Raw genomic sequence first — 26150 nt, forward strand, 5'->3', positions numbered from 1 at the left:
TGCTCCATATGTGTCACTGCCCGAGCCGTTCGAGCAGGGCGGGAATGTGGACCTGATCGGCCTTGTAGTTTCCGGTCAGGCTATACATGACGATGTTGACGCCGGAGCGGAAGGCGAAGTCGCGCTGCAACGGGTTGTTGGGCACCGTCGGATACATGAATTCACCCTGGTCGGTGATCGCCCAGGCGGCGGCGAAATCGTTGCCGGTGATCAGGATCGGGGAGACGCCGTCGCCCGCGCGCACCGGACGGTCTCCGCGGGCGGCGATCTCTTCCAGGCTTTCGACCCAGAGTGGGCTTGTGGCATAGCGGCCCGGGAAAGTGTCCAGCAGATAGAATGCCTTCGTCAGGACATGATCGGGGGGGACCGGTTCGAGCGGCGGCACGTCGAGGTCTTCCAGGATCTCGCGCAGCTTGAGCGTGGCCGGGGTGGAACCAAATCCGGTGGCCGAGGCGTTGATGTGATCCCGGGTGTCGAACAGGATGGTGCCGCCGTTTCGCATGAAGGTATCGATGCGGGCGATGGTCTGGTCGCTCGGCTTGTCCATTGCGGGATCGATCGGCCAGTAGAGCAGGGAATAGAAGGCGAGTTCGTCCCGGGCAATATCGATTGCGCTGGGGGCGCCCGGCTCGAGCGCGGTGCGCTCGGCCAGGAATTGCGACAGACCGGCAAGGCCGGCCGCGCTGGCGTCGTCGATTTCCGGATTTCCCGTCAGCACGTAGGCGAGACTGGTGTCCAGGGTCGATTCAAGTGCCCGCAATTCGTCGCTGGTCGACTGTGCCCTTGCGTCCTGCGCGCCTGGCAGGGCAAGAAGCGAAAGCGCCAGGAGAGCGGCGAACGCCGCGTTGACGTTGCGGCCGCGATAGCCGATCCGGCTGAGACCGCCGGCAAGGAGAAAGACGGCGATCGCGTCGACGACCATCAACAGGAAGGCCAGCGTGAAGAAGGTGGATCTCAGGTCCAGCGGTTCGGCGGTCGGATAGGGTGTTTCGACCAGGGCATCGCCCAGTTCCGTCAGATCCAGCGGCTCCAGGGTGTCTTCGCTGCGCATGAGGTTGAGCGCCCGGAAGCCGTCCTCCGTGCCGTAGAGACCAGGGGGCGTCCTGCGGCTGGCACTGGCTTCGCGAAAGTCCGACGCGCTCACGGGCGTGACTTCGACCGGCGGCGGACCGAACCTGCCGAACCCGTCCAGCAGCCTGAGCGGCGGCAGGACGCTCTTGGCCGGGGTGCCGTCTTCCTCGGTTTCGGCAGCGGCGGCGACATTGGAAACCGCCAGGATCCGGCGCAGCATGTTCAGGAACACGCCCGAGAGCGGCAGGTTGGACCAGGAGGAATCGGCCGTGACGTGGAACAGGACAACCGTGCCGGCACCGATCGGGGCGGCGGTGACGAGCGGGGTGCCGTCCTCCAGCATGGCCCAGGTCCGGTCCGGCAGGTCGGAGGTCGGTTCCGCCAGGACCTGGCGCGTCACGGCGACTTCCGCGGGAACCTTCAGCCCGGCAAAGGGGGATCCGTCCGGGAAGTCCGCAAGATGCTGCGGCTGTTTCCAGCTGAGCGAGCCGCCGAGCGAACGGTCACCGGCGCGCAGGCGCACCGGGATGAGGTCATCGCTGCCGCCGGCCGTCCTCGGACCGGCGAAGCGCACGAGCATGCCGCCATTCTCGACCCAGTCGCGCAGGATCCGGGTTGTGCTATCCGGAAGGCGGCCGACATCGGCCAGGACCAGGACCGATATGCCCTGGTCGATGAGCGATGGCACGGCTTCGGCGATGTCGCTTTCGCGCGGACGGCGGATATCGGAAAAGGGCACCAGGGCCCGTTCCAGGTAGTAGACCGGCGACAACAGCGGCTGGTCGAGATCGCCCGACTGACCGGAGATCAGGCCGACCGTCCGGCGGCGCCAGCTGTCGTCGACAAGCTGTACGGCACCTGCCGCAGCCTCTCCCGAAATCTCCACCCGGGCGATGTCGTTCCGCAGTTCGCTCGGCAACTCGAACCGGGCCTCGGTTTCGGTCGCGCCGGCATCAAAAACCGCCTGTACGTCCCCGAGGACAAGACCTTTCAGATCCAGTGCCTGCACCGTTGCCGTCCCGACTTCCTGATCCGGATGCCGGACAACCTTGAGGGTCAGCGCCTCCGCGTCGTTGTTAAGGTCCTTCAGCCCCATGGGCGTGTCGAGGCCCGTGAACACGGTGACCGGCGCGGTTCCGGCAATGTCGGCAAGATCGGCCAGGAAAGTTTCATTTGTGCGGGTCCCGTCCGACAGCCAGATGACTGCGCCAGGAGGCGCCTTCTGGGCGGCCTTGCGCAGGCCGAGGCTCAACTCGGCGCGGCGCGGCGCATAGGGGCGGGGTTCGAGGGCGCGCAGTTTTTCCAGGGCGGTGGTTGCCGATTCAGGGGCAAAGCTCTGGCCGGGACCTTCGGCAGTTGCCGCGAACAGCAGCGGCTGCCCGTCCTGTTCGGCGGCTGTGAGGATCTGTTCGGCGGCCCTGACCTGCGCATCCCAGCTCTTTGAAGAGGTCCAGCCGTTGTCCATCAGCACCCAGAGCACACCGTCTCCCGTCTCGAGGGGGGCGGCGGAACGCCAGACCGGGCCTGCGAGCGCGATGATCAGGATCGCCGCAAGCAACAGGCGCAACAGGGTCAGCCACCAGGGACTGCGTTGCGGGGTTTCCTCGTGCTGGTCGATGTCGAGCAGAAGACGCGTCGGCGGAAACCGGATCTCGCGCGGACGGGGCGGGGTCAGCCGCAACAGCCACCAGATCACCGGAAGCAGTGCGAGTGCCGTCAGGATCCAGGGCGCGGTAAATGTCAGGGGCAGACCTGCAAACACGGCTTACACGCCTCCCTTCTGCATCACGTCCTGCGCGCCGGAGAGCGCACTGTGCAGGACCAGCAGCGGCTCCGATGCCGGCCGGTCCGTATGATGGAGAACATAGGTCCAGCCCGCCTTGCGCGCCATGTCCCGCAGTTCCGACCGGTGAGCCTCGAGCCTGTTCTGGTAGTCCTCGCGCCAGTTCTCGGCGCGGCCGGCGGTCAGGCGCACGCCCAGTTCAGGGTCGGTGAATTCCACACGCCCGTCGAAGGGAAAGGTCTCCTCGATCGGGTCGAGCACCTGGACCAGGTGGCCCTTGGCACCGGTGCCGGCCACGCGGGAAACCCAGGCGGCTATGTCTTCCAGCGGGTCCAGGAAGTCGGAGACCAGCACCACATCGGCGAACCGCTTGATCGACGCGGTGTCCGGAAGGGCGACCGGCGAAGACAGGTGCGTCAGTGCATCGGCGAGACGCTCCGCGGCCCTGCGGTCCGAAAAGGGCCTGGTCAGGCCGGGCAGGCCGATACGTTCCCCGGTTTCCGCCAGCATGTCGGCAAGCGCCAGCATCAGGACGATCGACCGGTCGCGCTTGCTCACCTCGGCAAGACGGGACCGGAACACCATGGACGGCGACAGGTCGGCCCACAGCCAGACGGTATGGGCCGCTTCCCATTCGCGCTCGCGCACATAGAGATGGTCGTCGCGTGCGGAGCGGCGCCAGTCGATGCGCTTGGCGGGTTCGCCCATGTAGAAAGGCCGGAACTGCCAGAAGCTCTCTCCGGGCCCCGCGCGCCGGCGGCCGTGCCAGCCGGCGATGATCGAGCTGGCGACATGACTGGCCTCGACCAGGAGATCGGGCAGCGCGTCGGCAACCGACCTTGCCTCGCCGATCACATTCGGCCAGGTCTGCGGGTCGATGCCGGCTTTCGAGCTGCTTGGATCCATGGGAGGGGCTCCTGAGTGGGCTTGAAACGGGCTCAGGCGATCTGCGCCTTCACCCGGCGGATGACGTCCCGCACCGTGTGCCCGTCGGCGCGGGCCGCGAAGGTCAGTGCCATGCGGTGCTGGAGAACCGGTTCCGCCAGCGCCAGTACATCGTCCACGGAGGGCGCAAGACGGCCGTCGACCAGCGCACGGGCACGTACCGTGAGCATCAGCGCCTGGCTGGCGCGCGGGCCCGGGCCCCAGGCGATCAGCTTGGTGATGTCGGACGCGGCATCGCTTTCGTCGGGACGGGCGGAGCGCACGAGTTGAAGGATCGCCTCGATCACCGATTCCCCGACCGGCATGCGCCGCACAAGTTGCTGGTACTCCATCAGTTCTTCCGCGGACATCGCGACCTGGGCCGTGGCCTGGTCGGCGCCCGTTGTCTCCAGAAGAATGCGCCGCTCGGCGTCCAGGTCCGGATAATGCACGTCGATCTGCATCAGAAAGCGGTCGAGCTGGGCTTCGGGGAGCGGATAGGTGCCTTCCTGCTCAAGCGGGTTCTGGGTGGCGAGCACATGAAAGGGCCGGGGCAGGTCGTGCGGGTGCCCGGCCACGGTGACGTGATATTCCTGCATTGCCTGCAGCAACGCCGACTGCGTCCGCGGGCTGGCGCGGTTGATTTCGTCGGCCATCAAGAGCTGGGAGAAGACCGGGCCGGGGATGAAGCGGAAGGAGCGGCCGCCTTCGGCGCTTTGTTCCATCACTTCCGCGCCGAGAATGTCGGACGGCATCAGGTCGGGGGTGAACTGGATGCGGCGGGCATCCAGGCCGAGCACGGTTCCAAGCGTTTCCACGAGCTTGGTCTTGGCGAGCCCGGGAACGCCGACAAGCAGGCCGTGGCCGCCCGCCAAAATGGTGACGAGGGACTGCTCGACGACGGTTTCCTGACCGAAGATGATTCGGGCTATGTCTGTCTTTGCGTCGGAGATCCGGCTTACGGCACGTTCGGCATTTTCAGCAACGGCGGCGAGATCTTCCTCGCTGGGGCTGGAGGGGGAAACAACGCTCATGAATCACCTTTCCCGTAAGTTCCTGTCGGCTGCCAGACACGTGTGGCGGACCATCGGCCCGGGTGCGTGGTTGCTGCCTATCTTGCAGTCTGACACCATATAAATCAGTACATAAGGCGCAATTGTGCGCCATACAGTGGAAAGGTCCAAGATTCTTTCCATGCTCTGGGGAAAAGGTTTGGCATCCCCTTGCGGGACGGGGAAGGCAAATGATCGTGAGGGACAAGGGCTTGTCAAAAATCCCGGTGGTCAGTCAACACGTTGGGCGGAAGGACGAAAGATCGATGGCAGAGATATCCGCGATGCCGGCAGGCCTTCAGGCCCTGATGAGCCGGGCGGATGCCGGCGGCAAGGCTCCGCCGCCGGTGGAAAAATGGAATCCTCCTTTCTGCGGCGACCTCGATATCCGCATCGCCCGCGACGGCACCTGGTACTATCTGGGGTCACCGATCGGGCGGCTGCCGCTGGTCAAGCTGTTCGCTTCCGTGTTGCGCAAGGACGAGGACGGCCGGCACTACCTGGTCACGCCCGTGGAGAAAATCGGCATCACCGTCGAGGATGCGCCGCTGCTTGCCGTCGAAATGGCCGTCGAGGGGGAGGCGGAGAACCGGCAAATTACCTTGCGCACGAATCTGGGGGATCTGGTCCAAGCCGGCCGGGACCATCCGATCCGGTTTGAAAAAGAACCGGACAGCGGCGGATTGAAACCCTATGTTCATGTCAGGGGACGGCTGGAAGCGCTGTTTACGCGGGCCCTCATGTATCAACTGGCGGAGCTGATGGAAGAACGCGGCAAAGAGGATGGTAGCGAAACGGGTATCTGGAGCGGAGGGCAGTTTTTTGCTGTCAGTCCGGACCTGCTGGACGTATCGGAGTGAGTGCATGATGCTTGAACAGAAACCCGTTGACCCGGCCGCATGACCGTCCCGCTCATGAACCACAGTATCCTGGAGACCGACTGGAGGCAGCATTTGCGGATGCGGCTTGCGGAAGCTTCGGGCCGCGCTGCAGTCCCGGACACGGGCGATCATGTTCTCAATCCGGACATGGGGCCCTATGCCCGATGGGAGGGACCGCCACGCGACGCGGCCGTCCTGATCGGCATTCAGGAGCGGAGCGACGGGCCCAACGTGGTGCTGACGCAGCGGACCGGTCACCTGAAATCGCATGCCGGCCAGGTTGCCTTTCCCGGCGGCAAGGTCGACCCGACCGACAGTGGTCCGGTGGAAGCCGCGCTTCGCGAAGCCGACGAGGAAATCGGCCTGCCGCCGGCTCAGGTCGAGCCGCTCGGCAGCCTTGCCCCCTACCTGACCGGGTCCGGCTACCGGGTCGTCCCGGTTGTCGGCGTGATCCGCTCCGAAGCCCTGTTCCGCGCCAACCCGGACGAGGTGGAAGCCGTTTTCGAGGTGCCGCTCCAGTTCCTCATGGATCCGGCGAACCACCAGAAGCTCAGCCGCGAATGGCAGGGCAAACGACGTTATTTCTACGCCATGCCCTATGGTGAACGCTATATCTGGGGCGTCACCGCGGGGATCATCCGCTCACTGTATGACACGGTCTATCGCTGATGTTTCGAGTTTTTCTGGCTCACCTTTTCCTGTTTTTGCTCCCCTTCTTCGGATATGCGCTGTGGCTCTGGCTCAGCAAGAAGAGCAATCATCCGGAACGCTGGTCGCGCGGGCCCATCGCCTGGCTGACCCTGTGCGGTCTTGTCTTCGTCATCGCGGGACTTATCGGCATGGCGACTCTCACGAGAAGCCCGGAAGGGGCCGATTTCATTCCTTCGCATATGCGCGACGGCGTGTTTGTTCCAGGCCGGTACGAATGAGGCCATGACAGCGGATGTCGACCATATTCTCGGGCAGGCCGACTGGCTGAGAACAGACGGGATCCAGGCGGTTTTCGCGGCTATCGAACAAGAGGGCGACCAGGCCCGCGTTGTCGGCGGGGCCGTCCGCAACACCTTGCTCGGGCATCCGGTTCCGGACGTCGACATCGCGACTACGGCGCCGCCCGAAACGGTGATGCAGCGCGCGCGTGCTGCCGGGTTGAAACCGGTCGGAACGGGACTTGACCACGGCACCGTGACCGTCCTCAGCGGCGGGTTCCCCTATGAAGTCACAACCTTGCGCGAGGACGTGGAAACCTTCGGGCGACAGGCGCGCGTGGTTTTCGGCCGGGACTGGACCCGGGACGCGGAGCGCCGGGATTTCACCTTGAACGCGCTTTATGTCGACCGCTTCGGTCACCTGCACGATCCGCTCGGCGGGCTGGAGGACTGCCTGGCGCGGCGGGTCCGGTTCATCGGCGCGCCGGACAGGCGCATCCAGGAGGACTATCTGCGGATCCTGCGGTTCTTCCGGATATACGCGGCCTACGGACAGGGCGACATGGATGCGGAGGGGCTGGGGGCCTGCCTGCGCCAGCGGGACGGGCTGCGCCACTTGTCGGCCGAGCGTATCGGCCATGAGATGCGTCGCCTGCTGAGGGCGCCGCTCGCCGGTCCGGCGCTTCGCATGATGAACGACTGCGGCCTTTGGGAAATCGCCACGGGCGGGCTGGCGCGCATCGAGGACTATTCAGCCTTGCGCGGCCTGGAACCCTTTGCGTTGGAGGTGACCGATCCCGAACTGGGTCTCGTGGTGCTGGGCGGGTTCGTGCGCGAGGATCTGGAACGGATCTGCGACCGTTTTAGACTGTCCAATGCCGAACGGAGCAGAATGAGAACGGCCTGGGCGGCATTGAAACGGTTGCGTCAGGCCAAGGACCTACCGGACGCCCCGGCACTGGTTTACGAATTCGGCCGGCAGGGAGCCATTGACGGCCTGCTGGCCTTTTGGGCCGGCCTGCGCGGGCAGAGGAGGGCCGAGGACGGTCCCCAGGAAGCCTTGTTGTCCCGGCTTCGCCAGGTGCCGGTGCCCGAGTTTCCGCTCAAGGGGGCGGACCTGATAGCTACCGGGCACAAGCCCGGACCCGCGCTGGGCGATCTGCTCAAGCAACTCGAGGCAAAATGGCGCGAGAGCGGTTTCAGCATGAACAAAGACGCCCTGATACGGCTTGCAGACGCTTGATTTTAAGCAAATGTTAGGCGGCTTTGCGGCACATCTTTAAGTGTATTTTGAGTGCGGTAGCCTAGGTGGCGGACTCATAATTGAAGATGAAATGGCATGGAAAATGGCGAAACACCGCCAGGAAGGGTGCGTGGAGCGGGCTTTTCGCCCGGTCAAGCGCGCTGACGACGCGGAGTGAAGCCATTTCCATGTCCTTCGGATTTGACCGAATTGGGCTTCCTCGGCGTCGCGAAAGGCTTGAAAATGAACCGCATTTCCTGCGCTTTCGCTCCTTGATGAAGACCAATTCGCCTCAAACCATTTCATCTTCATTTATGAGACCGTCACCTAACCTTCGGACCCCTGTGTCCTCCTTGAGGGACAACTGGCGAGGACAGGAATGGAAATTGTTCTGATATCGGACGGACCGCTTCCACTCGACTCGCCGGTCAGGAAACTGCCTTTCTTTTTTCCTGCGCGTCTGGTCGACATGGCCAAGGTCTCCAAGAGAACCGTTGGTGCAGCGCAGGTTGCCGTCGTCGAATTGCTGGACGCGACGGATGCCGGACTGACCGCCCTGAAGAACTCCTGGGACACCATCGCCGAAATACCCGTCTTCTGTCTTGTCTCCCGGAAAAACCGCCGTGAGGTCATCCAGGCGTCCGCGCTGGGCAAGACCGAGCCGCTGGAGCGCGATACGCCCCTGTCGCTGCTCGTGCGCACCATCAAGTCCAAGGTCGGTTTCGATCCGATGGCCACTGTGCCCAGGTCGGTTCCGTCCAAGACACTTGAGGCCTACCGAAAGGGCAACGCCTTCCTGGAAAGCATGGTTCTGTCGGCCACCGACGGCTCGAATATCCAGATCAATCTCATGAACGAGAGCGCCAAGGAAATCCTTGCGGCGCTTTCGCTCGACGGAATTGGGCCCTGGATGGAGGCCGTGCAGTCGCATCACAGCGGCACCTACTGCCATTCGCTTATGGTATGCGGGATCGCGGGTCTGTTCGCGCGCCATCTGGGTTGGAAAGAAGCCGATTGCGTGGAGGTCATCGCCGGCGGCCTGTTGCATGATATCGGCAAGATGCGGATCCCGCTGACCATTCTCGACAAGGCCGACAAGCTCACGCCGGAAGAGCGTGCCATCATCGACAAGCATCCGCAATTCGGCCGGGAAATTCTCAAGCCGAGGCTCGAGGTGGCGATCGATATCAAGAAGATGGCGATCCAGCACCACGAATTTCTCGACGGGTCGGGCTATCCCGACGGCCTCAAGGCCTCACGGATCTCGCCGAAGGTCCGGCTGATGACGATCTGCGACATTTTCACGGCGCTGACGGAGACGCGTGCCTACAAGGAAGGCCTGCCGGCCCGGGTTGCCATCGATACGCTGAAACAAATGGGCAGGAAGCTGGACCAGGACATGGTCGACCAGTTCGCGCGCATGGTTCTCGACCGCGGCTTCGGCGAGGTCAGCCGGGCGACCGGCCCGGTTGGCGGCAGAGCCGCAGGCTAGGTCAGGGCCACTTCACCACGGGGGGCATGGATGAAAGGATCGAGGCGACGTTGCCTCCGGTCTTCAGCCCGAAGATGGTGCCCCGGTCGTAGAGCAGGTTGTATTCGACATACCGGCCCCGCCGGACCAGTTGCTCCTCACGGTCCGCTTTCGTCCAGGGTTTCTCGAAATTGCGGCGCACCAGCTCCGGATAGACCTCCAGAAAGGCCAGGCCGACATCCCTGGTAAAGGCAAAATCCGCGTTCCAGTCGCCGCTGTTGAGATAGTCGTAGAAAATCCCGCCAATGCCGCGTGGCTCGTTGCGGTGCTTCAGGAAGAAATAGTCGTCGCACCAGGCCTTGTAGGCATCGTAATCCGCGACCTCATGGGCGTCGCAGGCCTTGCGCATGGCACCGTGAAAGGTGCGCGTGTCCGGGTCGTCCTGCGTGCGCCTGGCGTCCAGGACAGGCGTCAGGTCTGCGCCGCCGCCGAACCATTGACGGGTGGTGACCACCATCCGGGTGTTCATGTGCACCGCCGGCACATGCGGATTTTGCGGGTGCGCGATCAGGCTGATGCCGGACGCCCAGAATCGCGGATCCTCGTTGGCGCCGGGGATCTGGCCGCGAAACTCGGGAGAGAATTCGCCATGGACCGTCGAGATATGCACGCCGACCTTCTCGAACACGCGGCCATGCATCATCGACATGACGCCACCACCGCCCTTCTCCCCGGTGCTGTCCGTACGCTCCCAGGGGGTGCGTTCGAACCGCCCGGCCGGCTGGTCGGCGAGCGGGCCCGACAGGGTGCCGATCTCGTCTTCAAGGTCCTCGAAGGACTTGCAGATCCTGTCGCGCAGCTCCCGGAACCAGGCCGGGGCGTCCGTTTTCTTGTCTTCAATGCCGTCCGGGACAGGACCGCCGCGATTTTCCGGCGAAGGTGGGTTCATGACATCGTCCTAATCTGAAAAAGCGGACCCGCACATGCGGTGCCTTCAAGAATACTAACCAGTGCTTCTAGGGAATGTGCCTGTTTGCCGCAAGGCTTCGCCGAGCGCCATGCCGACGGCAACGGCCACATTGACGGAGCGCATGTCCTCAGCCATCGGGATGGTCAGGCGGGCATCGGCGCCCGCATGCACGGTCTCCGGCACCCCGGCGCCTTCCCGGCCCATCAGCAGGATGTCGTCTTCGGAAAAGCTGAAATCGACATAGGGTTGCGTGGCCCTGGTGGTCAGCAGAACCAGCCGCCGGCCCAGCGGCTTCCGCCAGGCCTCGAAGGCGTCAAACGACGTGTGACGGGTCATTGCGGCACGTTCAAGATAGTCCATGCCCGCACGTTTCAGGGCGCTGTCGGAGATCGGGAAACCGGCCGGCTCAACAAGGTGCACCCTGACGCTCATGCAGGCCGCAAGGCGCAGGATTGTTCCGGTGTTCTGCGGGATATCGGGTTGGTACAGTGCAATGTCGGGCATGTCGTCCTGCATTCGTGAGCCGGTGAGGGCGTACCAGAAGTCCCTGGGGAGTGCAAAGCGGAAGCGCACGCGCCCAGGGGTGTCCCCAATTGGCCCGACCCGCAAAACGCGTTTCATTTGGGGTGGGCCAACCGGCGGACAGGTGCGTAGGATAGGCAGAAGATTCGCTCCAGCCTCCATGGAGACGCACGTGTCCCCGTTATTCCGCCTTTTCGAAACCTGGATTGATCCCTTCCGGGCCCCGCCAACTGCCGACATGCCCCGCGGCGGGGGCGCGTTTCTGTTTTATTTCGTTTCCCAGGTGCGCTGGCCGTTTGCCGCCATGCTGCTGCTGGGGGGCGCGGCTGCCTTCGTCGAGGTGGCCATCTTCAATTTTCTCGGTGATCTGGTCGACCTCCTGGAAAAGGGCAATCGGGAGACCTTCTTCAGCGATCATGCGGCAACGCTGCTCTTCATGGCCTTTGTCGTGCTTGTGGTGCGGGCCCTCACAAACTCGCTGATGGCGCTGGTGGAGGAGCAAACGGTGGTGCCGGGCTTTTTCAACCTCGTTCGCTGGCAATGCCACCAGCGGGTCATGAAGCAGAGCCTCGGCTATTTCCAGGACGACCTGGCCGGGCGGCTGGCGCAAAAAGTCATGCAGTCGGGCATGTCCACCGGCGATTTCATGACCAATCTACTTCAGGTCGTCTGGTTCATCGTCGTCTACGCCGTCACCACGCTTGTGCTGATCGCCGAGCTCGACCTGCGCCTTGGTCTGCTGGTCGGTCTCTGGTTGTGCTGTTTTGCAGTGACGGCCCGGGTCTTCGTGCCGCGTGTGAGGCAGGCCGCCAAGGAGGTCGCCAATTCCTACTCCGGCGTGACCGGACGGCTGGTCGACACCTATACCAATATCCAGTCGGTCAAGCTGTTCGGATCGGCCCGGGAAGAAAACCAGGGTGCCCGGGCCGCCGTCGAGGGCTTCATCGGAAAGCTGAGGCAATTCACCCGTCTCCTGACCACCATCCGGATGGTCATGTCGTTTCTCAACGGGCTGCTCATAGTCGCGATCACGGCCCTGGCACTGCGTATCTGGCAGGATGGCGCCATCAGCACCGGTCACGTCGCCTTCGCGCTCAGCCTGATCCTGCGGCTGAATATCCTGCTCAACCGGTTGTTCAACCAGCTGAACGGCCTGTTCCGCCATTTCGGTTCCATGCAGGACAGCATGGAGACCGTGGTCAAGCCGATCTCGCTGACCGACGCCGAGAACGCGCCGGAGCTGGCCGTGACGCAGGGCGCGGTCGCCTTCGAGAACATCCGCTTCCACTATGGCAAGGCGGGTGGCGTCATCGATCACCTGAACCTGTCGATCAGCCCGGGAGAGCGGGTCGGGATCGTCGGGCCGTCGGGAGCCGGCAAGACCACGCTTACGAGCCTGCTTCTCCGGTTTTTCGATGTCGAGAGCGGCCGGGTTGCCATCGATGGACAGGATATCCGGTCGGTCACCCAGGAGAGCCTGCGCCGGTCCATCGGCATGGTGACCCAGGACCCGTCGCTGCTGCACCGCTCGATCCGCGAGAATATCCTGTATGGCCGGACTGCCGCGAGCGAGGAAGAGCTGCTGGAAGCCGTGCGCAAGGCCCACGCGCTCGAGTTCATCGAGCGACTGGAGGACAGGCGTGGCCGAACCGGCCTTGATGCCTTTGTCGGCGAGCGGGGGGTGAAACTGTCCGGTGGCCAGCGCCAGCGCATCGCCATCGCGCGCGTGCTTTTGAAAAATGCGCCGATCCTGGTTCTGGACGAGGCGACATCGGCGCTCGATTCGGAAGTCGAGGCCGCGATCCAGGACAACCTGCAGAGCCTGATGTCCGGAAAGACCGTGATCGCGATAGCGCACAGGCTGTCGACCATTGCGGCGATGGACCGCCTGATCGTCATGGACGGGGGACGCATCGTCCAGGAAGGAACACACGAGCAGCTGCTCGACGATACCAACGGACTTTACGCGCAGCTTTGGCATCGCCAGTCCGGCGGGTTCCTGAAGGCGAATGCGGAACCGGCATGACAATGTGCCGGCCGGCCGAGCCTGCCGGACGCCCGTCCGTCCTGATCCGGCCCCATGTTCCGGCCCCATGATCCGTCAATGGCGTCCGGGCGTAGATCATGTGGAATTCCCTCCAAGAGGAAATCATGCTCAAGCTCATTACCGCCTATCTTTCCACCGCCATCGTGTTTCTTGCGGTCGACTATGTCTGGCTTTCGCATGTGGCCACGCGGTTCTACCGCGACCAGATCGGCCACCTGCTCATGGACAAGCCGAACCTGGCGGCGGCGGCCGTCTTTTATGTCTTGTATGTTGTCGGGATCGTGGTTTTCGCGGTTGCGCCGGCATTGCGCGGCGAGAGCTTCGCCACCGCCGTTCTCTATGGCGCCCTGTTCGGTTTCTTCACCTATGCCACCTATGACGTCACCAATTACGCCACCTTGAAGGACTGGCCGGTCCTCGTTGTGGCGGTGGATGTGGCCTGGGGAACCTTCCTGTCGGCCTTGTCCGCCACGCTGGGATACAGCCTGACGCGGCTGGTTGCCTGAACAGGCAGGCTAAGTATTTTTCCCGAGGGTTGGCGTTACCGAATTTTTACGAGCATATGGCTATCTGTTGGTCACCGGAGAGCGAACCGATGGCTGTGGTTTGTCCCGGAACTCAGGGATTACCGGGGAAATAGCGTGACGCTTTCGATCAAAGGCCGATTTATTGCCATGGTGCTGAGCGCGGCCGCCATCATGATGGCGGGAACGGCATTCGCATTTTACACCTTCCGCCAGGCATTCATGCAGAAATTGGGAACCCCGGAGGGGGCCGGGGAATTCCTGTCGGGCAATGTTGCAGACCAGATTGACGGGTTGATCCTCGACCAGATGGTGACCATCGGGCTTGTGGTCTCTCCGGTCGGCCTCGCGTTCCTCGGTCTGGCCGTGGTCCTGGCCGTGGGCCTCGCGCGTCCGCTGACACGGTTGCAAAGCGGCCTCGACAAGCTGTCCGAAGGCAATCTCGATATCGAGATCGAGGGCGCGCAGCGCCGTGATGAAATCGGAAACATTGCCCGTTCCGTGATTGCCTTCCGCACCAACCTGGCCGAGCGCGCCAGGGAACAGGCCCGTCAGGACGTCGCCCACCAGGAAGCGCTCAGCGAGGAGCGCAAGGCGCTGATGCAGGACGTTGCCGACGATTTTGAAAAATCCGTTATCGGCGTAGTGTCCGCCCTGTCAAAGGCGGCCGAGAGCGTGGAGACCAATTCCTCTCATCTCAACGGCGCGGTGAATTCGTCGCTCCAGGCTGTTGCCGAAGTCCACAGGGCCACCTCCGACACCAGCAGTTCGGTCGAGATCGTCACGGGGTCCGCGGACAGGTTGTCCGGCTCCCTGAACCGCGTCCGGGAAGATGTCGACCAGGCGACCGACATCGCCAGCGTGGCGGTGGAGGAAGCCCGCAAGACCGACGAGATTGTCGGTCGGCTTTCCGACACAGGCCGGGCGATCGGCGAGATCGTTGAACTGATCAGCCAGATCGCGAGCCAGACCAACCTCCTGGCCTTGAATGCCACAATCGAGGCGGCGCGAGCCGGCGATGCCGGCCGTGGTTTTGCGGTGGTTGCAAACGAGGTCAAGGCCCTGGCGGAACAAACGACCAGGGCCACCGACGACATATCCGCCCAGGTGGCCTCCGTGCAGGAAGTGGCCGAACTTTCGGAAACGGCCATCCGCTCGATCGCGGAAACGATCGGCCGGGTGAGCGAGATTTCCGGAAAAATCCGGGATGCCGTCGAAGAGCAGTCGGCGGCCACGCACGAGATCAGCAGCAGCGCACAGACCGCGCGGACCAGTTCGGAACTTGCCGCGAACAATGTCGAGACATTGAGCGAAGTCATGGAGACCAGCCGTTCCGCGACCGGTGAAATGCACGGTGCCGCGACCGAGCTCGGCGCGCTTTCGAACAGCCTGCAGGAACAGGTGCGACAGTTCTTGCAAAGTGTTCGGGCAGCCTGATTTCGGTTTTCTGCCGACCTATTCTGAGTATTGGTAAAAATATCAATATTCATAAATTAGTTTTTCCTGTTTAGAGATTGTTTCAGAATTGATTGGGTAAGATTGCGTCCGATCATAACCTGAGTTGATGTCCGGGAATGGCAGACTACTTGGCGACTTTGCCTTTTGAATACGTGCTGATCTGCCTTGCGGCCGTATTGGCGGTGCCGGTCATTGTCTATTGCGGCGTGCGTGCCCGGTATTCCGGGAGCGGCTCCACGCAGAAATCGGAATTCGGCAACGACACCGCCATTTTGAAACTGGTCGTGGAACACGCCCACGAAGGGCTTGTGATGCAGGATATCTACGGCCACATCGAATGGAGCAATCCGGCCTATTCCCGCATCACGGGCTTCAGTGCCGAGGAAATCCGGGGACGGCGGCCGCAGGAATTTGTCCTCACCCCGGAAAACCAGATCGCGCCGGAGGAAATCACCAATTTCAGGTACGACCTCAGCAAATTTCAGTCCGGCACCGAGGAACTCATCCTCAACAAGCGCAAGAACGGCGAGTACTTCTGGAATCAGCTCACCTTCGCGGTGGTTGACGGGATAACGGAAGAGGAGACCAAGATCATCCTCATCTGCCGGGACGTGACCACACAGGTGGAACACGTCAAGGAACTGGAAGATGCCCGCAACCGGTTGAAATACCAGGCTGAACATGACGACCTGACGGGTGTTGCCAATCGTGCGCGCCTGTCTGCCTATCTCCAGGACAAGGTCGCTTCGGCGCAGGAGAATTCCGGTCAGATCGGCATTCTTCACGTCGACCTGGACCACTTCAAGGACATCAACGACAGCTACGGCCATGGAGCCGGCGACGCAGTGCTTCGGCACGTCGCCAATGTCATGCGGTCGGTGCTTGACAACAAGGGGCTGGTGGCGCGTGTCGGCGGTGACGAATTCATCGCCGTTGTCGCGGATCCCGCCGGGTCCGAGCAGATGGAATGTCTCGGCAACCAGATTCTGGAAGGCCTGGCAAGACCGGTCAAGGTGGACCACCAGGACCTTCGGGCGGGCGGCAGCGTCGGGCTCGTGCTGGCGGATCCATCGAAATCGAGCGCCTCCGAGCTGATCAACCAGGCCGACATCGCGCTTTACGCGGCGAAGAAATCCGGACGCAGCCAGCTGACATGGTACACCGAGGCGCTTGGTGCCGCGCATCGCCAGAGACGCCAGATCCTGGCGCGACTGGACCAGGACCTCGAAACAGGCGACCTGAGCCTGTTGATGGAACCTCAATATTGCCTCAAGGAACGGCGGATCGTCGGCTACGAGGTGGCGGCACGCTGGCTGCATCCGAGCGAGGGATTGGTCGATCCGGTGAAGCTGTTGCTGCATCAGGAAGACGCCCGGCGCATCGCCCGGGTCGAGCGTTTTGCGCTGCGCCGCGGGCTGGCGGAAGTGAAGCGGCTGCGGGACGGCGCCAACAATCCGTTCTTCATGTCGGTCAACCTGACCGGTGCAAGCCTGCGATTGCCCGGATTTACGGATCACGTCGTGCAGATGTGTGAAGAGGCGGCGCTTTCACCGGGCGACCTTGTCGTCGAACTGGACGAGAAGATCGTCAGGTTCGACGAACCGGACGGGTTGATGGCTGCCGTCAACGAATTGTCAAATGCCGGATGCCGGATCGCGCTCGACCAGTTCGGTGGCGGGCATGGCGGCGCCGGGCAACTGATTCACATGGAAGCGGATCTGCTCAAGATCTCGCCGACCCTGGTGGCGGGGATCGAAAGCGAAGACAACAAGCGGCAGCTGGTCAAGTCGGTGATCCGCCTTGCGGGCAATCTCGGGCTGGAAATCGTTGCTTCCGGTGTTGAAGGCCCCGGCCAGGCGGCCCTGCTCAAGGAATTCGGTTGCACCCGGATCCAGGGCAAGCTGATTTCCGAACCGCTCCCCCCGCGCAAGGCGGAGATGCACATGCGGGAATTCGAATTGCAGGAAATGATCAACTAGGGCCTGTGGGGTGTGGAAGGCGCGTCATGGTATCTGTGGCCGATGGGCAACAGTTCATGGTTGCGTGCCGCTAAGTGTCGCAATTGATCTTTTCAAGCTCCTAAAAAGCAGGTACCAACACGCGCAGTCGACTGATACCGGTCGGCCCTTTTTTCCCCGGCGGCCACCCGGCCGCGCAACCAGGAGGGCTACATGATTGATCGTTGCATGATCCACCCATATGCCGCCCTCACAGGTTGCCCGAGGATCTCTGTCCGCCTCCGCTAGGAGGCCGCCAGCCTTCATTCCTGTTCCAGATTTTGCGGTGACCGGCTCAAGCCGTCCGTTCCGGCTGCACGCGTGTCCGCGCCTGTCTGTCGTCACCAAATCACTATGATCCCCTTTCGGAGAAGATCCGATGTCAGTCCAATATTCACCGGACCTGGCTGCGCTGGCAGACCGTCCGGATTTCGAGGTGCCATTGCCGCAAGAACCCAGTCCAGGGGGCTTCCGCCGCGTGCGGCAGGCCGTCCTGGCTGTCCTGGTGTTCCTGGCGGTCACCTTCGCGCTTGCCGTGACGTTCTATATCCCGGTGTTTGTCTACAACCTGAGCCGGATCGAGGCCCTGGAAATCGCGGGGAGACTGGTTCCCGCGGCTGTGTTCGCCGAACATTTCAGCGCGCTTTTCTGGGGCACCTTCGTCCTGGCCCTGGCCGTCACAAGTTTTGTCGCCAGTCTGTTCCTGTTCGCGTCTGGCCGAATAGTTCGCCCGAAGTCCCGATCGTACCGGCGCAAAGACGCCGCGGCCCATCTTGCCGTGTTACGATTGGCCGGGCCTGAGAGGTAATCATGTTTGACCGGTTCGAAAAACTCGTAGATCCGTTCGAGAATACTGAGCTGGACGTGCCGCCGAAGGGCTTCTGGGCCTTCTGCTGGTACTACACCAAGCCCGTATGGCCGATCCTGGCCGGGGTTTCCGTCCTGGGGGCGATCATCGCTGTCCTGGAAGTCACGATTTTCACGTTCCTGGGGGAGCTGGTCACCTGGCTCGGCACGGAAAACGCGGAGACCTTCTTCCAGGACAACTGGAAGCAGCTGCTCTGGATGGGGCTTGTGGTGCTGGTGGTCCTGCCGCTGTTCGCCGCGTTCTGGGAGATGCTGTTCCATCAGGGCCTGATGGCCACCTATCCCATGTCGGTACGCTGGAGGGTGCATCGCTACCTGCTGCGTCAGAGCATCTCGTTCTACCAGAACGACTTTGCGGGGCGGATCGCCAACAAGCTCATGCAGACCGCGCTGGCGGTCCGGGAGGTCATCACCCGGATCGCGGACATTCTTGTCTATGTGGCGGTCTATTTCGTTGCAGCCCTGTTTGTCGTCGCGGAGGCGAGCCTCTACTTCGTCATTCCGTTCCTGGCCTGGTTTGCCTGTTACCTGGTGACCATGCGGATCTTCATTCCGCGCCTGAAGAACGTGTCCAGGGAGCAGGCGGATGCCCGCTCGCTCATGACCGGACACGTGGTCGATGCCTATACCAACATCTCGACGGTGAAGCTGTTCTCTCACGCGGAGCGCGAGGAGGATTACGCCAAGGGGTCGATGATGGCCTTCCTGAAAACGGTTTTCCTGCAGATGCGGCTGGTTTCGGGAATGAACATTACCCTGACGACCCTCAACATGGCGCTCCTGTTCTCGGTCGGATCCATGTCGATCGGTCTCTGGCAGGCCGGGCAGGTGTCTACCGGGGAAATCGCGGTGGCCGTTGCGCTGGTGCTCAGGTTCCAGGGGATGTCGCAATGGATCCTGTGGGAGGTCTCGGGCCTGTTTGAAAACATCGGCACGGTTCAGGACGGCATCAACACCATCTCGCGGGAACGGGATGTTGTCGACGTGCCGGGTGCACGCGCTCTCGCCGTGCCGAGCGGGGAGATCCGGTTCGAGAACATCAGCTTCCATTACGGCAAACAGTCGGGTGTGATCGAGGAACTGGATCTTGCCATCCGGCCGGGCGAGAAGATCGGCCTGATCGGCCGCTCGGGGGCGGGCAAGTCCACGCTGGTCAACCTCCTGCTGCGGTTCTACGACCTGGAAAGCGGCCGCATCCTGGTCGACGGCCAGGACATCGCCGGTGTGCGCCAGGACGACATCCGCGCGAATGTGGGCGTGGTGACGCAGGACACGTCCCTGCTGCATCGCTCGATCTTCGAGAACGTCGCCTATGGCAAGCCCGACGTCAGCCGCGAGGAAGTTGAGGCGGCCCTAGCAAAGGCACATGCCCTGGATTTCGTCCGGGAGCTGAGCGATCTCAACGGCCGTGCCGGGCTGGATGCCCATGTGGGCGAGCGGGGCGTTAAGCTTTCCGGCGGCCAGCGCCAGAGAATCGCCATTGCCCGGGTGCTGTTGAAGGATGCGCCGATCCTGGTTCTCGACGAGGCGACGTCCGCGCTCGATTCAGAAGTCGAGCTCGCCATCCAGGAAAGTCTGTTCGACCTGATGCAGGGCAAGACCGTGATCGCGATCGCGCACAGGCTGTCGACGATCGCGGCCATGGATCGGCTGATCGTCATGGACAAGGGTCGAATCATCGAGCAGGGCTCGCACCAGGAACTTCTGGACCTGAACGGCCTTTATGCCCAGCTCTGGCAGCACCAGTCCGGAGGCTTCCTGTCCTCTGTTGAGGCCGCCTGACGCATGAAAAAGACCGCAAGACCGGGATTCAGTTGAATTCCGGTCTTGCGCTTGTTCCCCAAAAAAGGGCAGAAAAGCGGCGCGGCTGTGGTTTTGCCTGCGACATATGCGTTTTGGTGCCTTTGTTGAACTGGACAAGCGTTTCGAAGGGTGCAAAAAGACAAGCCGCTTGGCCGGTGCGGAGTTTCGCCGCACCCGGTCACCGTTGAGCCCGACATGGTTCTGCCTATCCTTTGCCACAAAGGACGGCCCGGACCTGATACGGGCTATCGGTACAGGTAGAACAGGTTTCGAGAGGACGCGACCTTGGCACATACGGATCAGGCGGAACCGACCCGCCGCGATTTCCTCTATATTGCGACCGGCGCCATGGGCGCAGTGGGCGCTGGCGCGCTGGCATGGCCCTTCATCGATCAGATGAACCCGGATGCCTCCGCACTGGCACTGGCTTCCATCGAGGTCGATGTGTCTGCCGTGGAAGAGGGGCAGTCAATTACAGTCAAATGGCGCGGTAAGCCGGTCTTCATCCGCAACCGTACAGAAACGGAAGTGGAAGAAGCCAAGGCGGTTCCGGTCGCCGATCTGCCGGACCAGAATGCGCGAAATGCCAATCTGCCGGCCGATGCCGAGGCAACCGACGCCAACCGCGGTGTCGAAGGCAACGAGAAATGGCTCGTTCAGGTCGGTGTCTGCACCCACCTGGGCTGTGTGCCGCTCGGTGATGCCGGCGACTTCGGCGGCTGGTTCTGCCCCTGTCACGGCTCTCACTATGATACCGCCGGCCGTATCCGTAAGGGCCCGGCTCCCGAGAATTTGCTGATTCCGCCGCTCGAGTTCGTCAGCGACTCGACGATCAAGATCGGCTAACGGCATAGATTTTTAGGAGACAGCCATGGCTGGACATTCAAACTACGTACCGCAGAGCGCTGCGGCAAAGTGGCTGGAAAGCCGCCTGCCGGTCATTTCGCTCGTTCGCGGTTCCTTCGTTGATTTCCCGACGCCGAAGAACCTGAACTACTGGTGGACCTTCGGCGGCATCCTCTTTTTCGTGCTGATCGCGCAGATTATCACGGGCATCGTTCTGGCGATGCACTACACGGCAAGCACCGCGTCGGCCTTCGACAGCGTCGAGCACATCATGCGCGACGTGAACTTCGGCTGGATGCTGCGCTACCTGCACTCCAACGGCGCATCGATGTTCTTCATCGCCGTCTATATCCACATTTTCCGCGGTCTCTACTACGGATCCTACAAGGCTCCGCGCGAGATTTCCTGGATCCTCGGCGTGATTATCTTCCTGATCATGATGGGCACCGCCTTCATGGGCTACGTGCTGCCGTGGGGCCAGATGTCCTTCTGGGGCGCGACGGTGATCACCAACCTGTTCTCGGCGATCCCGCTGGTCGGTGAAGAGATCCGCACCTGGCTGTGGGGCGGCTTCTCGGTCGACAACCCGACCCTGAACCGGTTCTTCTCGCTGCACTACCTGCTGCCGTTCATGATCTTCGGCGTTGTCATCCTGCACGTGTGGGCGTTCCACACCACGGGCAACAACAACCCGACCGGCGTTCAGCCGAAGACCAAGCAGGACACGTTACCGTTTCATCCGTACTACACGATGAAGGACCTGTTCGCGATCATCGTGTTCATGATCCCTTTCGCCTGGTTCGCCTTCTACCTGCCCAACTACATGGGCCATCCGGACAACTACATCGAGGCCAACCCGCTGGTGACCCCGGCGCATATCGTTCCGGAATGGTACTTCCTGCCGTTCTACGCGATCCTGCGTGCGGTTCCGGACAAGCTCGGTGGCGTTGTCGCCATGTTCGGCGCCATCGCGGTCCTGTTCATCCTGCCCTGGCTGGATACCTCCAAGGTCCGTTCCGGCACCTACCGCCCGCTGTTCAAGCAGTTCTTCTGGATCTTCGCTCTGGTCTGCGTAGCGCTCGGCTATCTCGGCGCGATGCCGGCGGAAGGTATCTACGTCATCTTGTCCCGGATCTTCACGGTCTACTATTTTGCACACTTCCTGATCATCCTGCCGATGCTCGGTTTCCTCGAGAAGCCGAAGCCGCTGCCGGCATCGATCTCCGAGGCGGTGCTGAAGGGTGGTTCCGGCAAACCGGTCGGTGCGGCTGCCGCACCGGAAACGAAGTAACGCGACCCGGATCAGGAGTTAATTGAGACAATGAGCACCATGATCAAAATGGTTCGTAACTTCGCTGCGGTGGCGCTTGTCGCTGTCGCGACCCCGGCCCTGGCTGCCGGCGAGGCTCCGCATATCGATCGCCAGCAGTGGTCCTTCTCGGGTCCGTTCGGCTTCTATGACCGCGGCCAGCTGCAGCGCGGCTTCAAGGTTTACCAAAACTCTTGCCAGAGCTGTCACGGTCTTCGCCTGGTTGCCTTCCGCAACCTGGCCGAAGAAGGCGGGCCGAGCTTCACTGAAGAGCAGGCCAAGCAGATCGCATCCGAATATACCGTTATCGACGGACCGGATGAGGATGGCGAAATGTATGAGCGAGCTGCCATCCTGGCGGACAAGTTCCCGCCGCCGTTCGCGAACGAGCAGGCAGCGCGCGCATCCAATGGCGGCGCCTATCCGCCGGACTTCTCCCTGCTGGCCAAGGCGCGCGCAGCACATCGCGGCTTCCCGTGGTTCGTGTTCGACGCCTTCACCCAGTACCAGGAGAATGGTCCTGACTACATCTACACGCTTCTGACCAGCTATCCGGAAGAAAATCCGGCTTGCCTCGGCGAAGACTTTTCCGGCAACTACAACCCGGCTTTCCTCGGCGGGTCGGTTACGGCTGAAGAATGTGCGCATGAGCACCTGACCGGTGGTCCGATCGGTATGCCGCCACCCCTCTTTGATGAAGCTGTAGAATATACCGACGGTACGCCGATGACGGTTGACCAGTATGCCAAGGACGTTGCCGCGTTCATGATGTGGGCCGCCGAGCCGCACCTGGAAGAGCGCAAGAAGATCGGCTTCCGCGTCATGGTCTTCCTGATCGTCTTCGCAGGCTTGCTCTACTTCACCAAGAAGAAACTTTGGCGCAATGTTGAGCATTGATTGATCGCCGTTACAGTGCATGATGAAAGCCGCCGGTTGTTCCGGCGGCTTTTTCTTTTCCGAGGTGATGCAATGCGCCGTGCCCTCATATTTCTGGCACTAGTTCTTCTTCCCGCACCCGTCCATTCCCAATCGGCTGCAACGCATGCGGTCGAGGTTCTGGATCTTCAGCTTGCCATGCGCGCGGCGTTGCGCGCCGTGGAGGTCTGCAACGAGGCCGGATACCAGGCCGGGGCCTCCGTGGTCGATCGTTTTGGCGTCGAACAGGTCACCCTGCGCAACAACATGGGCGGTGCACATGTCGGCGAGGCAGCAAGGCGCAAGGCCTGGACGGCTGCCTCCTTCAACCTGCCGACGTCTGAGCTGGAGCAGCTTGCCGCGGGGGGCGGCGGCGCCGCGCTTGCCGCCATGCCGGGGGTGGTGCCGCTTGGCGGGGGGCTCCCCATTGTTACGGGGGCCGGAGAGCTGCTCGGGGCTATCGGCGTGGCCGGAGGAGGTGGCAGTGAAAACGAGGCCCAATGTGCCCGGGCCGGTCTTGACGCGATTGCGGATCAGTTGAAATAAACCTTGCCTGCGCCGATCCGAACATGGGATGACGCGGCAGGCTGTTCAGACGATTGGGAGCGGACATGGCAGAAGCAGTTTTGGGCGTTATCGGCGGGTCCGGCATCTACGACCTTCCCGGGTTGGAAAATGCCGAGTGGATCACCGTCGAGAGCCCCTGGGGCACGCCGTCCGACCAGGTGCGCACCGGCACCATCAACGGCCTGAAGATCGTTTTCCTGCCGCGGCACGGCCGTGGCCACGTCTATTCGCCGACCACGATCAACTATCGCGCCAACATCGACGTGATGAAGCGCTGCGGCGTGACCGATCTCCTGTCGGTGTCTGCCTGCGGTTCGCTGAAGGAAGAACACGCGCCGGGAACCTTCGTGCTGGTGGACCAGTTCATCGACCGCACCATCGCCCGCGAGAAGAGCTTTTTCGGGACCGGCTGCGTCGCCCATGTGTCCATGGCGACCCCCGTCAGCCCGAAGCTGGTGGACGCTGTTGCCGCTGCCGCCGAAGCCGAAGGCCTCGCCTATGCAAAGGGCGGTACCTATCTGGCGATGGAAGGCCCCCAATTCTCCTCCCTGGCCGAAAGCCGGCTTTACCGGTCCTGGGGCTGCGACGTGATCGGCATGACCAACATGCCGGAAGCCAAGCTCGCCCGCGAGGCAGAGATCTGCTACGCGACCGTTGCCATGGTCACGGACTATGACAGCTGGCATCCGGACCACGGCGAGGTCGACATCCAGGCGATCATCAAGGTGCTGCACGAGAATGCCGAAAACGCGCAGCGGCTCGTCGCACGCGTGGCACGCGACCTGCCCAAGGACTACCAGTCCTGTCCGGCCGGCTCGGACACGGCGCTCGAGTTCGCGTTCCTGACCGCGCCGGACAAGTTCGACCCGGTGCTGGTTGCAAGGCTCGATGCGGTGGCCGGGCGGGTACTGAACCGGGAGTAACCTTCTCCGACAGTTTGAATAGGCTTCGACCGCTTGAGGAAACTTGGTATAACCTCCGGCCGGGGCCGAAGGTGGAATGCTTCAAATAGAAAGAAAAGTGATGACCGAACAGACGATCCAGGATGAATTGATCAGCTCCATTCGCACGATCAAGGATTATCCGAAAGACGGCATCCTGTTTCGGGACATCACGACCCTTCTGGGCAATGCACGCTCCTTCCGCCGGGCGGTCGACGCGCTTGTGCAGCCCTGGGCGGGATCCAAGGTCGACCAGATTGCTGGGATCGAGGCGCGCGGCTTCATTCTGGGCGGTGCAGTCGCGCATCAGCTGTCGGCCGGTTTCGTGCCGATCCGCAAGAAGGGCAAGCTGCCGCACGAAACCGTGCGCATCGCCTATTCCCTGGAATACGGTCTCGACGAGATGGAAATGCACAAGGATGCGATACGTCCCGGCGACAGCGTCATCCTGGTCGACGACCTGATCGCGACCGGCGGCACCGCCGAGGCCGCCTGCAAGTTGCTGAGATCCATGGGCGCCAATATCGAAGCCGCCGTTTTCATCGTCGACCTGCCGGACCTCGGAGGGCGGAAGAAACTGGAAGCTCTCAACGTGCCGGTGCGCACGCTGGTCGAGTTTCCGGGACACTGATCCGCCATGACGGGAGGAGCCGGGGAGGGCGCCGGAAAACCGGATTTTTCCGAGAGATTCCGGACCGATTTCGAGACATTGCTGAAATGGCGGCGGGATGTCCGCCGCTTCAGGGAAGAAAAACTGCCCGAGGGCATGCTGGACCATCTGCTGGAGCTGGCCGACCTGGCCCCCTCGGTCGGCAACAGCCAGCCCTGGCGGATCGTGAAGGTCGAGAGCGCCGGTAAACGCTCCGAGATCGTGTCGACCTTCGAGGCCGAGAACGAAGCCGCCGCCCGGACCTACGACAGCGACAAGGCTCTTTTGTACCGCCAGCTCAAGCTGGCGGGGCTGAAGGAAGCGCCCGTGCATCTGGCCGTTTTCAGCGACGAGGATCCGGAACAGGGCCATGGTCTCGGGCGCATGACCATGCCCGAGACGCTGGCCTATTCCACCGTCAGCATGATCCACACATTCTGGCTTGCGGCCCGGGCGGAGGGCGTCGGGGTCGGATGGGTGTCGATCCTGGATCCTGAAAAGGTCACGCGGATCCTGCAGGTTGACGCAGGATGGCGGCTCGTGGCTTATCTATGCGTCGGCTATCCGGAAGAAGAACATGTCGACCCGGAACTTGAGCGGGCGCGTTGGCAGGCGCGGACGCCGCTGGCATCCCGCCTACTTCATCGATGAGGGCAAATCATGAGCATCGTCACACGCCGGATAACCGAGGACGACAAGGATGCCGTCTATCAGCTCCTGGCAGAGCGTTGGGCCGGTCCGGAAATGCTGCTCGACGGCGAGACCATCGATGCGTCGAGCCTGCCGGGTTTTGTTGCCTACGAGGGCAGCGAGCTGGTCGGCCTCGTCACCCTGATCAAGCGTGAGCACGAGTGGGAAATCCTCACGCTCGATTCTCTCAACCGCTGGGGTGGTACCGGAACCTTGTTGCTCAACGCCGTTGTCGACGACGCCCGTGCGAGTGGCATCGGCCGGCTGACGGTGAGGACCTCCAACGACAATCTCGACGCCTTTCGCTTTTACCAGCGCCGCGGCTTCCGCCTGGAGCGGATCGCGCAAGGCGTGATCGACGCGGAACGGGAAAAGAAGCCGGAGATCCCGCTGCGCGGCGACTACGGTATCGAGATCCGCGACGAAGTGCTGTTTTCCCGCAGTCTTTGAGGTCACCTGTTGCGGATTGCTTCATCAAACCGCTGACTTGCTCTACCCACTGACCTCATCCTGAGGAGGGCCAAAGGCCCGTCTCGAAGGATCGGCCACTGGAGCGGGAACACGCGACCGATCCTTCGAGACGTGCGCAAACGCGCTCCTCAGGATGAGGTTGTTTTTGTGGCACCCGCTTGCCTTTGATTGCCCACAGGGAAGCGTTTGTAAGCCTTTCGCCTATTTGCATTGCGTCGCA

24 protein-coding genes are annotated in these 26150 nt (G+C 62.4%); 19 read left to right on the plus strand and 5 right to left on the minus strand.

Going from position 1 to position 26150, the window contains the following annotated elements; all coding sequences use genetic code 11:
• Positions 1-13: 13 nt before the first annotated feature.
• From O6760_RS15270 to O6760_RS15280, 3 genes are read right to left on the minus strand one after another with little or no spacing between them, the layout of a single operon-like run.
• Positions 14-2833, minus strand: coding sequence for a DUF4159 domain-containing protein (locus tag O6760_RS15270; protein WP_269580573.1), 2820 nt, complete (start codon positions 2831-2833; stop codon positions 14-16).
• A gap of 3 nt (positions 2834-2836) precedes the next feature.
• The gene (locus tag O6760_RS15275) at positions 2837-3760 is read right to left on the minus strand and encodes a DUF58 domain-containing protein (protein ID WP_269580574.1); all 924 of its coding nucleotides are present in this window, start codon (positions 3758-3760) and stop codon (positions 2837-2839) included.
• A 32-nt stretch (positions 3761-3792) separates the two neighbouring features.
• Positions 3793-4812, minus strand: a complete 1020-nt coding sequence (locus O6760_RS15280; RefSeq protein WP_269580575.1) for an AAA family ATPase — start codon at positions 4810-4812, stop codon at positions 3793-3795.
• A 284-nt stretch (positions 4813-5096) separates the two neighbouring features.
• Here O6760_RS15280 and O6760_RS15285 point away from each other — a divergent pair, with 284 nt between their 5' ends.
• The 5 genes from O6760_RS15285 to O6760_RS15305 all read left to right on the plus strand — a co-directional run bounded on the left by O6760_RS15285 (position 5097) and on the right by O6760_RS15305 (position 9375).
• On the plus strand, positions 5097-5690 hold the full coding sequence (locus tag O6760_RS15285; protein ID WP_269580576.1) for a DUF1285 domain-containing protein: 594 nt from the start codon (positions 5097-5099) through the stop codon (positions 5688-5690).
• A gap of 54 nt (positions 5691-5744) precedes the next feature.
• Entirely contained in the window at positions 5745-6380 is a 636-nt protein-coding gene (locus O6760_RS15290; protein WP_269580577.1) for a CoA pyrophosphatase, read from the plus strand.
• Positions 6380-6640, plus strand: a complete 261-nt coding sequence (locus O6760_RS15295; protein WP_269580578.1) for a DUF6111 family protein — start codon at positions 6380-6382, stop codon at positions 6638-6640. Before O6760_RS15290 ends, O6760_RS15295 begins: the two co-directional genes overlap by 1 nt.
• A 4-nt stretch (positions 6641-6644) precedes the next feature.
• Complete coding sequence (locus tag O6760_RS15300) at positions 6645-7883, plus strand: CCA tRNA nucleotidyltransferase (protein WP_269580579.1); 1239 nt, start codon at positions 6645-6647, stop codon at positions 7881-7883.
• A 379-nt stretch (positions 7884-8262) separates the two neighbouring features.
• Positions 8263-9375 (plus strand): HD-GYP domain-containing protein, encoded by a 1113-nt coding sequence (locus O6760_RS15305; protein WP_269580580.1) that lies wholly within the window; start codon positions 8263-8265, stop codon positions 9373-9375.
• A gap of 1 nt (position 9376) precedes the next feature.
• Here the strand turns inward: O6760_RS15305 and hemF are convergent, their stop codons facing one another.
• Positions 9377-10303, minus strand: coding sequence for an oxygen-dependent coproporphyrinogen oxidase (gene hemF, locus O6760_RS15310; RefSeq protein WP_269580581.1), 927 nt, complete (start codon positions 10301-10303; stop codon positions 9377-9379).
• Positions 10304-10357: 54 nt separating this feature from the next.
• On the minus strand, positions 10358-10828 hold the full coding sequence (locus tag O6760_RS15315; RefSeq protein WP_269580582.1) for a tRNA (cytidine(34)-2'-O)-methyltransferase: 471 nt from the start codon (positions 10826-10828) through the stop codon (positions 10358-10360).
• A 178-nt stretch (positions 10829-11006) separates the two neighbouring features.
• Between O6760_RS15315 and O6760_RS15320 the strand changes: the two genes are divergently transcribed.
• The 14 genes from O6760_RS15320 to O6760_RS15385 all read left to right on the plus strand — a co-directional run bounded on the left by O6760_RS15320 (position 11007) and on the right by O6760_RS15385 (position 25909).
• A complete protein-coding gene (locus O6760_RS15320; protein ID WP_269580583.1) occupies positions 11007-12872 on the plus strand; it encodes an ABC transporter ATP-binding protein in 1866 nt (621 codons plus the stop codon).
• A 125-nt stretch (positions 12873-12997) separates the two neighbouring features.
• Positions 12998-13399: a DUF2177 family protein gene (locus O6760_RS15325; protein ID WP_269580584.1), complete on the plus strand. Its 402-nt coding sequence runs from the start codon at positions 12998-13000 to the stop codon at positions 13397-13399.
• A 135-nt stretch (positions 13400-13534) separates the two neighbouring features.
• On the plus strand, positions 13535-14854 hold the full coding sequence (locus O6760_RS15330) for a methyl-accepting chemotaxis protein (protein ID WP_269580585.1): 1320 nt from the start codon (positions 13535-13537) through the stop codon (positions 14852-14854).
• Between the two features lie 137 nt (positions 14855-14991).
• Positions 14992-16854: a putative bifunctional diguanylate cyclase/phosphodiesterase gene (locus tag O6760_RS15335; RefSeq protein ID WP_269580586.1), complete on the plus strand. Its 1863-nt coding sequence runs from the start codon at positions 14992-14994 to the stop codon at positions 16852-16854.
• 397 nt (positions 16855-17251) lie between these two features.
• Positions 17252-17680, plus strand: coding sequence for a hypothetical protein (locus O6760_RS15340; protein ID WP_269580587.1), 429 nt, complete (start codon positions 17252-17254; stop codon positions 17678-17680).
• A gap of 2 nt (positions 17681-17682) precedes the next feature.
• Positions 17683-19521: an ABC transporter ATP-binding protein gene (locus O6760_RS15345; protein WP_269580588.1), complete on the plus strand. Its 1839-nt coding sequence runs from the start codon at positions 17683-17685 to the stop codon at positions 19519-19521.
• 306 nt (positions 19522-19827) lie between these two features.
• The gene (petA, locus tag O6760_RS15350) at positions 19828-20388 is read left to right on the plus strand and encodes a ubiquinol-cytochrome c reductase iron-sulfur subunit (RefSeq protein WP_269580589.1); all 561 of its coding nucleotides are present in this window, start codon (positions 19828-19830) and stop codon (positions 20386-20388) included.
• A 25-nt stretch (positions 20389-20413) separates the two neighbouring features.
• The gene (locus O6760_RS15355; protein WP_269580590.1) at positions 20414-21679 is read left to right on the plus strand and encodes a cytochrome b; all 1266 of its coding nucleotides are present in this window, start codon (positions 20414-20416) and stop codon (positions 21677-21679) included.
• A 30-nt stretch (positions 21680-21709) separates the two neighbouring features.
• The gene (locus O6760_RS15360; RefSeq protein ID WP_269580591.1) at positions 21710-22594 is read left to right on the plus strand and encodes a cytochrome c1; all 885 of its coding nucleotides are present in this window, start codon (positions 21710-21712) and stop codon (positions 22592-22594) included.
• Positions 22595-22666: 72 nt separating this feature from the next.
• Positions 22667-23158, plus strand: a complete 492-nt coding sequence (locus O6760_RS15365) for a GlcG/HbpS family heme-binding protein (RefSeq protein ID WP_269580592.1) — start codon at positions 22667-22669, stop codon at positions 23156-23158.
• Positions 23159-23223: 65 nt separating this feature from the next.
• Positions 23224-24102 (plus strand): S-methyl-5'-thioadenosine phosphorylase, encoded by an 879-nt coding sequence (locus O6760_RS15370; RefSeq protein ID WP_269580593.1) that lies wholly within the window; start codon positions 23224-23226, stop codon positions 24100-24102.
• Between the two features lie 100 nt (positions 24103-24202).
• Complete coding sequence (locus O6760_RS15375; RefSeq protein WP_269580594.1) at positions 24203-24751, plus strand: adenine phosphoribosyltransferase; 549 nt, start codon at positions 24203-24205, stop codon at positions 24749-24751.
• Positions 24752-24757: 6 nt separating this feature from the next.
• Positions 24758-25420 (plus strand): 5,6-dimethylbenzimidazole synthase, encoded by a 663-nt coding sequence (gene bluB, locus O6760_RS15380; RefSeq protein WP_269580595.1) that lies wholly within the window; start codon positions 24758-24760, stop codon positions 25418-25420.
• Between the two features lie 9 nt (positions 25421-25429).
• Positions 25430-25909, plus strand: coding sequence for a GNAT family N-acetyltransferase (locus O6760_RS15385; RefSeq protein ID WP_269580596.1), 480 nt, complete (start codon positions 25430-25432; stop codon positions 25907-25909).
• Positions 25910-26150: the final 241 nt, after the last annotated feature.

Source organism: Roseibium sp. Sym1 (assembly GCF_027359675.1).
In the GTDB taxonomy this organism is placed as follows: domain Bacteria; phylum Pseudomonadota; class Alphaproteobacteria; order Rhizobiales; family Stappiaceae; genus Roseibium.

What these genes read in the sequence shown, in the direction of transcription:
- O6760_RS15280 (WP_269580575.1), bottom strand. Translation starts at nt 4,812, where the DNA reads ATGAGCGTTGTTTCCCCCTCCAGCCCCAGCGAGGAAGATCTCGCCGCC.
- hemF (WP_269580581.1), bottom strand. Translation starts at nt 10,303, where the DNA reads ATGAACCCACCTTCGCCGGAAAATCGCGGCGGTCCTGTCCCGGACGGC.
- O6760_RS15325 (WP_269580584.1), top strand. Translation starts at nt 12,998, where the DNA reads ATGCTCAAGCTCATTACCGCCTATCTTTCCACCGCCATCGTGTTTCTT.
- O6760_RS15340 (WP_269580587.1), top strand. Translation starts at nt 17,252, where the DNA reads ATGTCAGTCCAATATTCACCGGACCTGGCTGCGCTGGCAGACCGTCCG.
- O6760_RS15290 (WP_269580577.1), top strand. Translation starts at nt 5,745, where the DNA reads ATGAACCACAGTATCCTGGAGACCGACTGGAGGCAGCATTTGCGGATG.
- bluB (WP_269580595.1), top strand. Translation starts at nt 24,758, where the DNA reads ATGACGGGAGGAGCCGGGGAGGGCGCCGGAAAACCGGATTTTTCCGAG.
- O6760_RS15355 (WP_269580590.1), top strand. Translation starts at nt 20,414, where the DNA reads ATGGCTGGACATTCAAACTACGTACCGCAGAGCGCTGCGGCAAAGTGG.
- O6760_RS15365 (WP_269580592.1), top strand. Translation starts at nt 22,667, where the DNA reads ATGCGCCGTGCCCTCATATTTCTGGCACTAGTTCTTCTTCCCGCACCC.
- O6760_RS15320 (WP_269580583.1), top strand. Translation starts at nt 11,007, where the DNA reads ATGGAGACGCACGTGTCCCCGTTATTCCGCCTTTTCGAAACCTGGATT.
- O6760_RS15360 (WP_269580591.1), top strand. Translation starts at nt 21,710, where the DNA reads ATGAGCACCATGATCAAAATGGTTCGTAACTTCGCTGCGGTGGCGCTT.
- O6760_RS15385 (WP_269580596.1), top strand. Translation starts at nt 25,430, where the DNA reads ATGAGCATCGTCACACGCCGGATAACCGAGGACGACAAGGATGCCGTC.
- O6760_RS15285 (WP_269580576.1), top strand. Translation starts at nt 5,097, where the DNA reads ATGGCAGAGATATCCGCGATGCCGGCAGGCCTTCAGGCCCTGATGAGC.
- O6760_RS15300 (WP_269580579.1), top strand. Translation starts at nt 6,645, where the DNA reads ATGACAGCGGATGTCGACCATATTCTCGGGCAGGCCGACTGGCTGAGA.
- O6760_RS15370 (WP_269580593.1), top strand. Translation starts at nt 23,224, where the DNA reads ATGGCAGAAGCAGTTTTGGGCGTTATCGGCGGGTCCGGCATCTACGAC.
- O6760_RS15335 (WP_269580586.1), top strand. Translation starts at nt 14,992, where the DNA reads ATGGCAGACTACTTGGCGACTTTGCCTTTTGAATACGTGCTGATCTGC.
- O6760_RS15295 (WP_269580578.1), top strand. Translation starts at nt 6,380, where the DNA reads ATGTTTCGAGTTTTTCTGGCTCACCTTTTCCTGTTTTTGCTCCCCTTC.
- O6760_RS15315 (WP_269580582.1), bottom strand. Translation starts at nt 10,828, where the DNA reads ATGCCCGACATTGCACTGTACCAACCCGATATCCCGCAGAACACCGGA.
- O6760_RS15275 (WP_269580574.1), bottom strand. Translation starts at nt 3,760, where the DNA reads ATGGATCCAAGCAGCTCGAAAGCCGGCATCGACCCGCAGACCTGGCCG.
- O6760_RS15375 (WP_269580594.1), top strand. Translation starts at nt 24,203, where the DNA reads ATGACCGAACAGACGATCCAGGATGAATTGATCAGCTCCATTCGCACG.
- O6760_RS15305 (WP_269580580.1), top strand. Translation starts at nt 8,263, where the DNA reads ATGGAAATTGTTCTGATATCGGACGGACCGCTTCCACTCGACTCGCCG.
- O6760_RS15345 (WP_269580588.1), top strand. Translation starts at nt 17,683, where the DNA reads ATGTTTGACCGGTTCGAAAAACTCGTAGATCCGTTCGAGAATACTGAG.